The organism is Bacteroidales bacterium (assembly GCA_013141385.1).
Lineage (GTDB): Bacteria > Bacteroidota > Bacteroidia > Bacteroidales > Tenuifilaceae > UBA8529.
Genome location: JABFRB010000030.1, coordinates 1 through 12,350 on the forward strand (window position 1 = coordinate 1; position 12,350 = coordinate 12,350).

Below are 12,350 nucleotides of genomic sequence, written 5' to 3' on the forward strand. Positions count from 1 at the left end.
TTAGGATCAACAGATCGATACATAAGCAAACCATTTTTCATAAACTTATTGTTCGAATGGTTGAAGGTGATCCCATTACATATCAGAATGTTAAAATTAGTGCTTAAATAAACACCTCAATAAAAATATTTAAACAGGCTCTTAGTATTCTCTTCATGAAATGAAGAATTGGATATGTCAATTGTGGAAGTTGAGTCGCTTTGCAGCCAACGTTCTGCGTATTTGTAAGGTTGAAAATGCTTTCTAATCCCTCGTTAGTAAAATTAACGAAAAGCGTTAAGAACTCCAATTGCGTCATCAGCCCAAATACAATAAATACGCTGTTAGGCGTAGACATTTCTATTTATCATCTATTGGGTCAAAATTATTAATCCTTTCATCCATTTCTTGTCTCATTTTACTATGTCCAATCCTTGAACAATAACTTTTTGCTAAATCAATCAGTCTTCTTGTTTCAGATTCATTGTTAAATTCTCTTTCCACAGTAGCCCACATTATATATGTATCAGTTAATTGTCTTCGATAATTATCGGTATCAGGTAGTTCAACTTTTAAAGATTCCTCATACTTACTGCGACCAAGTTGAAATTTTCCTTGAAAGAACAAAAAGCGAGCATATCCACGCAGATTCATATGTTTAACAGAATTTGACGCAGATTTTTGAATTGTCTTTATCCAATAATTGTCTGCTTTTGTGTAATCTCCAATATCGCTATATGCACCTGCTAATAAGTTACAATCGATATCTGTAACCATGTAGTCATAATTTGTGGTTAGATAGTCAGCATGTGCAATTAAAATGCGTTTCTGGGAATTATAAATTCTCCTTAATTCAATAAAGTTGTCTGTATTATATTCCTGCTCGTTGTGCTTGAGTTTTGCAAATTCAATATTGATTTTTGTTACATTTTCAAGCGTATCACTTAGGTTTTTCCTAATTGTCCTTCTAGTTTCCTTATTTTTCTGAATAATTGAAATAATAAGAGAAATAATTGAAATTGTCAGTGCAAAACAGCTAATCACAATTGTCAAGTAGTCTTTGTATGTCATAGTTCAATATGTTTACACCTAACTCGTTTATATCCACCCCAAAGGTGTGTTTTATTTCCAAACTTAGTGAATTATTATAATTTACCCAAAGTCAATTTTGTTAGATCAAAAGAGGCTGCCTATTTCCGACCTGTTGGTCGTTTTAGGCAGCCTCTTTGTGTGAAAAATATTGGTATTACTATATAACCTTTAGTAAGCCGATTTTCCTTTAGTTACTCCATCAATAATCTCTCTGGAAATTGTATACTCAAGTTTCTTTGCCGCTTCTTTGTATGCCTCAATTCCAGCCATTTGATAGTCAAAATGAGTTCCCGTGATATTCTCAAGCTGCCTCGAGTATACTTCGGCATTGGATTTATCCTTTACCGAAATGCTGCAATTAAGCGATGCTTTTTTATATGTGCCCGATTCACCACTATTCTGTGTACCTGCCGTGATGTTTATTCGGTAATCAGCATCAATATCTTTATCAACAACTGTATATCCTGCCTCAATTATCTGATGTTTTAGGCTTTCGGAAAGGATTGGTGACGTTAGCTTGTTGTCGAGATTTAATTCGCTAGAATTGATGTAAAAAACAGGCTTAACAATATTGATGTTCATTGATGCTTCGGGTGCTCGGAAACGAGCAAACAGTTTACGAATAATGAAATCCATTGTAGCTTCGTTGGCAATAACCTCAAGGTTTACTGTTGCTTTAAGCGTTTCAGTATTCTTATTTGAACGTATTGCATCGAGAACAAAGGATGCTAGCCCGTTCACATCTGTTTGCACCTTGCTATTTCGTAAAGGTCTTTCGGTGTAAGTAGCTGTAAGGGCTACTCCGTTTATTGGCTGACCATTTTGCCCGCTAACTTTAAATTCCGTAGAACCTAACGGTAATTGCTGCCCCTGTTTTACGCTAATCTGCTTATTTTTTGCTTCAACCCGAATTGAGGAGAGTACTTGGGTTATCTGCCTAAAAATCTCATTTCCTAGGTAGATATCTTGCCCTTGGTATGAAACCTGTAAAGGATCGGTGAAATATGGTTTAAGGGGTTCTAATGCCTTAATGAGGTTAAGGAATGCTAAACGAACATCGCCCGATTTTTCTGCTGCCAGTCCTTTATCGTATAGATCGAGAGATTTTGCTATTGCTTTTGCCTTACGTTCCTCTTTTATTCGTTGATAATCGACTTTAGATAGCCTAAAGTAAACCCAGTAGTTGTTTTGATCCTCGTAATTACCTACAGTTTCGTAACCCTCTAAATCCTGCTCTGCTTGGGATTTTATAGATGATGTAAAATCTTGGGTAAGATTAAGGTTACTTTCGAAAGCGTAAAGTAAGGAGTTGGACGAGATGTTTACCGATACATCGCTAGCCATATCCGCAAGTGCATTCTGTTTAGCGGTTTGCTGTATTTGATTAATATCCCCTGTTTTTCTGGCCGAACCAATTCCTACGTAGTAGGTTGATGATATTGGCCTGTTTTGAACCCATGCAGGAACAGGGGGGTAGATTGTTTCTACCTTTTTAGTACCACCACAACCGAACAGAAGTAGCGATAGGGGTAGGATTGGGAGTATCTTTAGTAATCTCATGATTTTATTCTTCTGGATTATAGCTATTTATTTTACTCGCTACGCGTGCAGCAATATTATCAATCACCTCATTTTTGAGAGTTTCTACGCTTTTTATGTTACGTTTTGCTTTGAGAAGTCCTTGAAGATTACCAACCTCGCGGGATGTATCGTTAATTTTATCGGTGGGTGAATCCTTTTCCTTAAACTCCCAATAACCGGGTACTAGCATATTCCCATTACCTTCAAATGTAACGTAGTTAACATCATCATCAGCATTGATATCCATTGCATCTGATACAAGGATTGAGGATGTTTCGGTAGAAGTTAATTGGTACTGAAAGGAGCTTGAGACCTGATTTGTTTGCGTGTATTCTGTATAGTTTACTTTATGGTATTTATAATCTTTCTTGGTTTCACCTGTAACCGGATCTTTTTTGGTGATTTCCTCTTTTAGGTATCCACGTTTAATCTGTTTATTCAATTCCCCTCCATTAATATTGAAGTTGATTATACTCCCATTGAATATTGCCTTTGCCGCGAGTATTTTGCCAACTTGTATATCGGAACCTTGGCTTAACCCTTGCTGCTGTGTTGCGATGATTTGATTTGTGTTCTGCGTATCGATTATTTTAACAAATGGATTTTTTAGGTTATTCAAGGATGTTCTTATTTTACTTTCGATTGTAGTTTGGATATCACTGTATCTGGATTTATTGGTTAGATTATTTAAGGTAATTGTAACCATTCCTTTCATTAGCGCTTCTTCACGTAAATCTTTTGAGTCTTTATAAGATCCTTGTTCTCTTAGGATTTGATCGAAATTAGCATAAGCCTTACGATACATATTTGTACTTAAAAACTCCCTGCCACCACGATACAAAGGTTCGCATTTTGATACCTTCATCATCTCATCGGTTTTTCCATAGCCAAGTTCTAGCCTTTGTATTTCGGCAAGTAATTCTTCGGATTGTTTAAACTTATCGTCATCAAGTAGAAGTTGAGCTTCATTGTAAATCTTTTCAAGATATTTGGGTTTTATTTCTTTAAACATCTCGGTTGTACGCTCAGACATAAGCAGATCAACGCCTAATGAACCAACCTGATCCTTATAACCCTTTGCATCTAGGTAATCGTAAACGGTTTTTTTGTCATCGCCAGAATCATAGGAACCTTGAACTGTAAGTAGTTTTTGATCCAGTAATCGTTGCCCGTTTTTCTTTAAACCAATTCGAGCGTCAATATTGCTTTGATTGGCCTGAAGCGAGCGGAGATAGCTTTGCGCAGCCATTTCGTACATTCCAGCTTGCTCGTACTTAAGACCCCTTTTAGCATATCGTTTCGATGCGCATGATGATCCAAGTGCCACCATTGCAATTACGAGGATGAAGAGTAGAATTTTTTTCACTTTTATATTAGTTTAGGTTTTTGCATTATCAGCAATGAACGTGCCATTAATGGCATCAGATTTACTTGCCTAAGTTAGTTATTCCTTTAGTTTTGGGCAATTGGTTTTAGGAGAAATTCAATTTAACTTTTAACTGGTAAAGCACGGGGTAATCTTAATTGTGTTGATGAGTTGATGTGTTGCTGTGCAATTGTGATGCGGTGGCTTTTGTTTACCTTATGATTCTTAACCCTGCAATACCGAATATGATAAGTGAAATAAAGAATAATCGGTAAAGATCATAGGGTTCTTTAAAGAGTATAACGCCAAGGATTACTGTTCCTACAGCACCAATACCTGTCCATACAGCGTAGGCGGATCCAACGGGTAGTACTCTTAGGGAGATTGATAGTAGTGCAACGCTAATTGCCATGCTTGCGCCAGTAAATATAGTTGGCCAAAGTTTTGTAAAACCGTTGGAGTATTTCATACCTAAAGCCCAGGCGGTTTCGAATAGGCCAGCGATGATAAGTATCCACCAAGCAAAGGAGGTTTTCATTATATTTAGAATATTGGATGCAAATCTATTAAAGTTATTTTAATTGTGTTACTGTGATGCTGTTATATGTGTTGCAGTGTTGCAGTGTTGCTGTGGTGCGGTGTTGCTGTTATATGTGTTGCTGTGTTGCTGTGATGCTGTGATGCTGTGGTGCTGTGGTGCGGTGTTGCTGTGTTGCTGTCTTCGGACTCCCATCTTCGGTCTTCCGACTTCTGACTTCGATCTTCCGACTTCCATCTTCCAACTTTATTCCCACTATCGCAAAATGCGATAATTTGCCAAGGTTGTTCGATCACGAAGGAATAGGTTCTTTGGGTTTTATGCCATTGCCAATTGCTTTTGCCTAGGAGGCTGTTTAAAAAGAAGAGTTCACGCAAAGATCGCAAAGATTTTCGCCAAGATTGCAAAGTATATAATTCATTTAATCAGCATTTTGCGGTCTTTGCTTTTTTTCTCAGCGGTCTTTGCGTGAAACTTTTTTGAGCTTTTTAGACAACCTCATTATGTACAGATATGTTTTACTAACCACTGCCGAGCTCAATGATTTTTGTTATGGTTGATGATGGTTACTCTTTTGTAAACTCATCGATGATGATTTTTAGGTGAGGGAATTCTTGGGTGAGCTCATCCCTTTTTGCCAATTCAAAATCTGCAAAATCAAATCCTGGGGCAACGGTGCAACTTACAAGAGAGAATCCTTCCAACTTTTTTAATTTGCTTGCAAACCATGTATTGGCGGGTATTTTGCAAAAGAGCGCATCGCCGTTTTGAATATTATTTCCTAGCGTTACGGTTTTAATTTCCTTTCCGAGTATGTAATAAATTTCGAGGGGTTGCCCTAGGTGAAAGAACCAAAGTTCATCGGATTGTATTCTATGGAAGTGCGATTTATCCTTATCTTCAAGCAGAAAGTGTATTGCAGTGCATACGTTTCTTAAATCGCCATTTTTATTGACTGTTGTTTCATCGGATCTATAAGTCTCTTTATAATATCCACCTTCTGGGTGAGGTAATAGGTTTAAACTATCAATTAGTTCTTTCGATGTCATGGGGTATTAGTTTTTAAGGTTGCATAGCTACACTTTTGTGTGGTTACGGATCAAAGGTAAGGATTAATTTTTTTTGTTTTGCTGTGATGCTGTGATGCTGTGGGGTTGTGGGGTTGTGATACGGTGTTGCTGTGTTTTTGTGTTGTTTTGTGTTGCGGTGTTGCTGTGGGGTTAATTTTCAAATCATCAAATTCCCCAATTTTCAAATTATTAAGCAACTTCCATTTTCGGACTTCTAACTTTATACCCCTTATCGCAAAATGCGATAATTTATCAAAGCTTTTTGATCCCGGAGGGATCGGATGTTTATAGAAGTTGCTTTTCCTTTGCTATTCGACTCCTTCGGAGTCGGATTGTTGCTAGGTGGGTTGTTTCTATAAATATTTGACCCCGATGGGGTGTTTGGATATTATGCTATTAGCAGTTGCTTTTGCAATGGTTAGTTAACCCCTAGAGTTCCGAACTTTTTAAAAGTTCGGAACTCTTATAGGCAATGGTTAGTCGTTTTGTTGGTTTTGATCTTAGGCACAGCCTGCTGCAATAGAACGACGGCGGTTAGCAAAGCGTACCGCCGTCGAACTTAATTATTTTTGTTTTTTGCTTTCAGTCTCGGTTGAACGTGAAAAAAACAACTTAAATTCTAATGCATTTATGGCAAAATTTGTCCATATTTTCTTCGAAGTTCTTTTTTCTAAAGCCCCTTCGTAAATATCTGTAATTTTCATTGTTCCAAATTGATTTAAGATTCTCATTAAGTCCATTCCCTAAATTATGCTCTTGATTGGTACAAGGGTGAACTATACCCATCCAGTTAACAATTATGGTTGTCCATAAATAAAGACAAGCTTTCTTTTTTCTTATTTTTTCCTGTTTATATGCTTTTCTTTTCTGTATGTAAGAATCTATATTACCATAAGCATCATGAACCAAATAGTACGAATCAAAACCTAATTGGCTATAATTATTTGTAACATAGTCTATTTCATGCTCATTATGTGGGAAAACAATAAATTTCAACACAATCGTAGGGTTTTTCTTATTTAACCTTTTTTTTGTATCAGAAAGGGATTTAACGTTTTGTAATACAAGATCAAAATCTCCTCCTATTCGATACATACTATATGTTTCTTTTGTTGTACCATCTAATGATATATAAATTGAATCAAATCCTGAAAGAATTATTTTTTCAAATGTTTCATCTGTGATTTTAGAACAAAAATTTGTTGGAAAACTTGTAGCAATACCTTTTTTGTGAATATATTCAATTATTAAAGGTAGCTCATTATTAGAAAATGCTTCACCTTGTAATGTTAAAGCTGCAAATATTAACGTTTTGTGAAAAGGTTCTATTAATTTTTTAACATCCGCTAAACTTAATGAATAATTAACATTTTCATTAAGTTCATTACCCTCCTTGCTGTGAGAACAAGTTGGACATTTTAAATTGCAAATGCGACTTGTTTCAATCTTAATAAAAGTTGGACTGGAAATTAACTTCTCTCTTCTCATTAAAAACTCAATATAAGATAACATTAAATTAGTAAGTTTGAGTAAAGAAATATATGGGAGGAAAATTCTAAAATGTTTAGTTATAAGATTCTTCTTTTTATACAGTAGTACTATTTTTTTCATTTGTACAAATTTTTTAGTTTATTAAACACAAGCATTGCGTTTTGTTTTGATCATTTTCAACTGTGTACAATATCGTTCTTTGATACTCCAGATAAGGTGAAGTTTAGTGAAGCGAAAATTCACCTAGCGGGATTACCTGTTTAATCACTACATAGATTCGCTTTGGTAACCGAGAGTTCTTTTCGAGTTTGCTGAAAGCAATCTATGCCGAGTGGAGGTTCTAGGGGATGCTATTCATTTTCATCATTTGCATTGCCTTCTTCTACTGCATCCACATATGCATCTTCAAATGCATCCTGAGAATCTTGATGTTCAGTTTCTTCATTGTAGAATTCTTGAAATTCTTCTTCTGTGGGAGTTGCCATAATCTTTTTGTTTTATGTCCGCTCCTTATTCGGACATTGGTTTGTGATTATTGGATAAATATTTTTTTCTCAGCTGAACAGAGGGATAATTTATAGTCCAAAAAAGGAAGCAATATCCTTCCCCCATGCTGTCCATATTTCGGCTAAACCTCCAGTCGCTGAAAGAGTTTCACTAATAGATTTTAAGATTGCTTTAATAGTTGACTTGTTAGACCTTCTATCTTCCTTTAAAGTCGCTTGTTTTGATATTTCTTCTAACTGTTCAATAATCTCGTGTTTTATTTCTTCTTTTAACGAGGAGCAATTAATAACAGCATTTGTTAATTCTTCCAAACTTTTTGCTATTTCTTTATCCCCTTTTTTATTAAGAGAATTCACATTTGCTGTTATTTTTTTCGTTTTTTCAATAGTTCCAGTATTAAGCAATCCGATTTGACTATTATCAATTCGAATATTTGTTACTTTTTTAGGGATATGAGAGCTTAAATGTTTTTGTAATTCTGCCATTTCCATTTGTTTTAAATATTTAGATACTAATCTTCTTTCTATTTCAATATTTAGATTTGGTAAATTTTCATCTGTTATGCCTAATGCAACATCTTTATGAAGATTTGAATGCCCTGCTCTTATTTCTTTGTGATATGGATTGTCAGACCTCATTGGATATGGTATTAAAGGCTTTGTTGTTAATCTAATCAATAACAATTGACAAACAGTTATGTATGGATATATTATAATTGGAATATTATTGTTATTGATAATTTGTAAAGGCATGGCACCTTCAAATTCTGGATTTATAAACCCACCGGTAGCATGAATGGACAATCCAAGCCGTGCAAATCTACTTCTACCTTCTATCATTCCAGAACAATCACTGGGAATTCTCAATTGTTCATAAATTTGTCCGAAAAGAATTTCATGTGGTTGCAAAGTAATTTTCTCACCATCTGCAACCTCAAATACATAAATGTATTCTTGAATATTCCCTAAATACTTTAAGTCAAAATCATTAATATCTTCTCGGAATTTGAAGAATTTATTATCTAATCTTAAATCAATTGAACAGGGTTGAACTTGCTTAATACTATCAAAAGGATATTTTGGATTTGTTCCGACAGCAACAAATTCACCGCTTTCTAAATATTTATGTATGTCCTTGTCGGATAATCGCATTTTTTAATCCTCTTTTATAAATTGGAATCTAGGGAATGTTTCACCGTCTTTTGTCACATTCTCAAGAAACATTTTTTCTGGTCTTAACCAAATATCATTTTCATCCTCAGTGTTGATATAGACAACAAATTCTTCAAGGCTTTCAGAATGTCTGCCTATTCCAATAACTTTATAGGTATGTCCCTTAAAGTGTTTGTAAATACCTTTTTTTACTTTCATGTTGTTTCTGTTTTGTAGTTTGTATTATTTGTGCATAACTTGTTTATATATACAATAAAACCCCACAGCCCCCAACCCATTAAAAGGTTGGGAACTCTTGGGTGTAATGCCCCCTATCGCAAAATGCGATAGCTTATTAGGTTGTGGGTTCGGGTTTAATATCATTTGCTTTCTTTCAATTTCCATAGTTTACTCTGTATATTGTTCCTCTTTTACTATTAAACTTATATTTTGTTTACTTTTTATTTGATGTTTAGAAACATGTTTTGTGTAAAGTTTGGATTGTTTTGGCTAACAGGATAGGTGAAAGAAAAACGATTCCTCAACTGTGTTGGAGTTTTAGATTTTAGGCATAATCTGATGCAATAGAAAGGGATTGTGTTGCTGTTTTTCTGTGATGCTGTGGGGTCGTTGGTTTGTTGAGGTAATCTTCAAATCTTCAAATCTTCAAATTTTCAAATTTTCAAATTCTCCAATCTTCAAATTCCCCAATTTTCAAATTATTAAACATCTTCCAACTCCCGTCTTCGGTCTTCGATCTTCGGTCTCCCATCTTCCAACCCCCGACTTAATTCCGATTCACTTCTGTTTCATTCTAATTATCTTCCGAATAACTTCTTTATTCTTCTCATTAATTTCTTACTTTTGTCAGCTATGTTTTTAAAATAATAATTGAGTCAATTTATATGGAAATTCCTGCAAAGTATAACCCTGCCGAGGTTGAAGATAAGTGGTATAAGTATTGGATGGAGAATAAGTTTTTCCGTTCAGTTCCCGATGAGCGCGAACCTTACTGTATTGTAATCCCCCCGCCAAACGTAACAGGCGTGCTACATATGGGGCACATGCTTAACAATACCATTCAGGATGTGCTTATCCGCAGGGCTAGGATGACAGGGAAAAATGCGTGCTGGATTCCTGGAACAGATCATGCATCGATTGCAACCGAGGCAAAGGTTGTTTCGAAGCTAAAAGCTGAGGGAATTGATAAGAATTCCCTTACCCGCGATGAGTTTCTTAAACATGCCTGGGAATGGAAGGAGAAGCATGGTGGAATTATCCTTGAGCAGCTAAAGAAATTGGGTGCATCGTGCGATTGGGAACGCACCAGCTTTACAATGGATGAGAGCTTATCGGCTAGCGTTATAAAGGTTTTTGTTGATCTTCATAATAAGGGTTTGATTTACCGTGGTGTTCGTATGGTAAACTGGGATCCACAGGCTAAAACTGCTGTTAGCGATGAGGAGGTAATCTACCGTGAGGTTAATAGTAAGCTATACTACCTAAAATATTTTATTGATGGTGAGGATGGTTTCGTAACTATTGCTACCACTCGCCCTGAGACAATTCTTGGCGATACTGCCGTTTGCGTTAATCCTAACGATCCACGCTATACCCATTTGAAGGGGAAAAAGGTTATTGTACCACTTATCAAGCGGAGCGTTCCTATTATTTACGATGAGTACGTTGATATGGAGTTTGGTACAGGGGCATTAAAAGTGACTCCTGCACACGATATCAACGACTATATGCTGGGTGATAAGCACAATCTGGAAACTGTTGATATTTTCAATGATGATGGCACTATGAGCGCAGCCGCTCAGCTATACATCGGTAAGGATAGATTTGAGGTACGCAAGATTATTGTAAGGGATTTAGAATCTGCTGGTAACCTTGCAAAGGTTGATGATTACCAGAATAAAGTTGGATACTCCGAAAGGACTGATGCGGTTATTGAGCCAAAGCTCTCAATGCAATGGTTTTTGAAGATGCAGGATCTCTCTAAACCTGCATTGGATGCAGTAATGAATGGTGATGTTCAGATATATCCCGCCAAATTCGTGAATACATACCGCCATTGGATGGAGAATGTTAAGGATTGGTGTCTATCGCGCCAGCTATGGTGGGGACATCGGATTCCTGCATACTACCTGCCCGAAGGTGGATACGTTGTTGCCGAAACCGCCGAGGAGGCTCTTGAACTTGCAAAGAAGAAAACGGGGAATCAATCGCTTAAACTATCCGATTTAAGGCAGGAGGGCGATGTTCTCGATACTTGGTTCAGCTCTTGGTTATGGCCAATTTCCGTTTTTGATGGTATTCGTTACCCCGAAAACGCTGATATCAAATACTACTACCCAACAAATGATCTTATCACTGCTCCCGAAATTCTTTTCTTCTGGGTTGCCAGAATGATAATTGCTGGGTACGAATATCAAAATGAAAAACCTTTTAAGAATGTTTACTTAACGGGTATAGTTCGCGATTCGCAGAAGCGTAAGATGAGCAAGCAGCTGGGAAACTCTCCAGATCCGCTCGATCTTATTGCCAAGTACGGTGCCGATGGGGTACGGATTGGTATGCTACTCTGCTCACCCGCTGGGAACGACCTTATGTTTGAGGAGAGTTTACCCGAGCAAGGTCGTAATTTCAGCAATAAGATATGGAATGCTTACCGCTTGGTTAAAGGGTGGGAGGTAGATGATAAGATATCACAACCTATTTCGTCAAAAGCGTCGATCGAGTGGTTCAATAATATTTTAAATAAGGAGATAGTTCAACTCGACGATCATTTCAATAAATATCGTATCTCCGAAGCGTTGATGGTGGTTTACAAGCTATTCTGGGATGAATTCTCATCATGGCTACTCGAAATGGTTAAACCTGCCTATCAGCAACCTATCGATGCTAAAACCTATTCCGAACTGGTTGATATATTTGAGAAGATGCTCGCACTGCTACACCCATTTATGCCATTTATCACTGAGGAGCTGTGGCAGTACCTAAAGGAGCGGAAACAGGGCGATAGCCTTATGATTAGCCAAATGCCAAATGCTGAGAGTTTCGATTCGGGTTTACTTGAGCGTTTTGAGCTGATGAAGGAGGTTATTGCAGGGGTTCGTACTGTTCGTCAGGAAAAGAATATCCCCAATAAGCAATCGCTCAAACTTTTCATTAAAGTTACAGATCAATTTGGTGATGAGGTTGAGAGCATTATCTCTAAACTTGCGGGTCTCGAAGGTTTAACCTATACCAATGAGAAGGTTGAGGGTGCTGCATCGTTTATGGTTAAATCGGCAGAATTCTATATTCCTCTTGAGGGCTTAGTGGATGCGGAAGAGGAAATCGAAAAGCTTAAAGCCGAGCTGGAGTATACCAAGGGATTCCTCCAAAGTGTAATGAAGAAGCTAAGCAACGAACGATTTGTTAATAGCGCCCCTGCTCAGGTTGTTGAAATAGAAAAGAATAAACAAGCTGATGCTGAATCGAAAATTAAAGTTATTGAGGAGAGGCTGGCTCTACTATCCAAATAAAACAAAGAGTTCCGAACTTTTTGAAAGTTCGGAACTCTTTGT

General features: G+C 36.8%; 9 protein-coding genes. 1 reads left to right on the forward strand and 8 read right to left on the reverse strand.

Annotation, left to right across the window (positions count from 1 at the left end; all coding sequences use genetic code 11):
• Positions 1–339 precede the first annotated feature (339 nt).
• From HOO91_16575 to HOO91_16610, 8 genes are all read right to left on the reverse strand, one after another.
• Positions 340–1,050, reverse strand: a complete 711-nt coding sequence (locus HOO91_16575; GenBank protein NOU19173.1) for a hypothetical protein — start codon at positions 1,048–1,050, stop codon at positions 340–342.
• Between the two features lie 189 nt (positions 1,051–1,239).
• On the reverse strand, positions 1,240–2,631 hold the full coding sequence (locus tag HOO91_16580; GenBank protein NOU19174.1) for an LPP20 family lipoprotein: 1,392 nt from the start codon (positions 2,629–2,631) through the stop codon (positions 1,240–1,242).
• 4 nt (positions 2,632–2,635) lie between these two features.
• Complete coding sequence (locus HOO91_16585; protein ID NOU19175.1) at positions 2,636–4,018, reverse strand: hypothetical protein; 1,383 nt, start codon at positions 4,016–4,018, stop codon at positions 2,636–2,638.
• A 211-nt stretch (positions 4,019–4,229) separates the two neighbouring features.
• Complete coding sequence (locus HOO91_16590) at positions 4,230–4,556, reverse strand: QacE family quaternary ammonium compound efflux SMR transporter (protein NOU19176.1); 327 nt, start codon at positions 4,554–4,556, stop codon at positions 4,230–4,232.
• Positions 4,557–5,122: 566 nt separating this feature from the next.
• Complete coding sequence (locus HOO91_16595) at positions 5,123–5,605, reverse strand: cupin domain-containing protein (protein ID NOU19177.1); 483 nt, start codon at positions 5,603–5,605, stop codon at positions 5,123–5,125.
• Positions 5,606–6,238: 633 nt separating this feature from the next.
• Positions 6,239–7,237, reverse strand: coding sequence for a radical SAM protein (locus tag HOO91_16600; protein ID NOU19178.1), 999 nt, complete (start codon positions 7,235–7,237; stop codon positions 6,239–6,241).
• Positions 7,238–7,692: 455 nt separating this feature from the next.
• Complete coding sequence (gene dcd, locus HOO91_16605; GenBank protein NOU19179.1) at positions 7,693–8,775, reverse strand: dCTP deaminase; 1,083 nt, start codon at positions 8,773–8,775, stop codon at positions 7,693–7,695.
• 3 nt (positions 8,776–8,778) lie between these two features.
• Positions 8,779–8,994, reverse strand: a complete 216-nt coding sequence (locus HOO91_16610) for a DUF1653 domain-containing protein (protein NOU19180.1) — start codon at positions 8,992–8,994, stop codon at positions 8,779–8,781.
• Positions 8,995–9,680: 686 nt separating this feature from the next.
• Here HOO91_16610 and HOO91_16615 point away from each other — a divergent pair.
• Positions 9,681–12,308, forward strand: a complete 2,628-nt coding sequence (locus HOO91_16615; protein ID NOU19181.1) for a valine--tRNA ligase — start codon at positions 9,681–9,683, stop codon at positions 12,306–12,308.
• Positions 12,309–12,350 lie beyond the last annotated feature (42 nt).

What these genes read in the sequence shown, in the direction of transcription:
- HOO91_16575 (NOU19173.1), bottom strand. Translation starts at nt 1,050, where the DNA reads ATGACATACAAAGACTACTTGACAATTGTGATTAGCTGTTTTGCACTG.
- HOO91_16580 (NOU19174.1), bottom strand. Translation starts at nt 2,631, where the DNA reads ATGAGATTACTAAAGATACTCCCAATCCTACCCCTATCGCTACTTCTG.
- HOO91_16590 (NOU19176.1), bottom strand. Translation starts at nt 4,556, where the DNA reads ATGAAAACCTCCTTTGCTTGGTGGATACTTATCATCGCTGGCCTATTC.
- HOO91_16595 (NOU19177.1), bottom strand. Translation starts at nt 5,605, where the DNA reads ATGACATCGAAAGAACTAATTGATAGTTTAAACCTATTACCTCACCCA.
- HOO91_16600 (NOU19178.1), bottom strand. Translation starts at nt 7,237, where the DNA reads ATGAAAAAAATAGTACTACTGTATAAAAAGAAGAATCTTATAACTAAA.
- dcd (NOU19179.1), bottom strand. Translation starts at nt 8,775, where the DNA reads ATGCGATTATCCGACAAGGACATACATAAATATTTAGAAAGCGGTGAA.
- HOO91_16610 (NOU19180.1), bottom strand. Translation starts at nt 8,994, where the DNA reads ATGAAAGTAAAAAAAGGTATTTACAAACACTTTAAGGGACATACCTAT.
- HOO91_16615 (NOU19181.1), top strand. Translation starts at nt 9,681, where the DNA reads ATGGAAATTCCTGCAAAGTATAACCCTGCCGAGGTTGAAGATAAGTGG.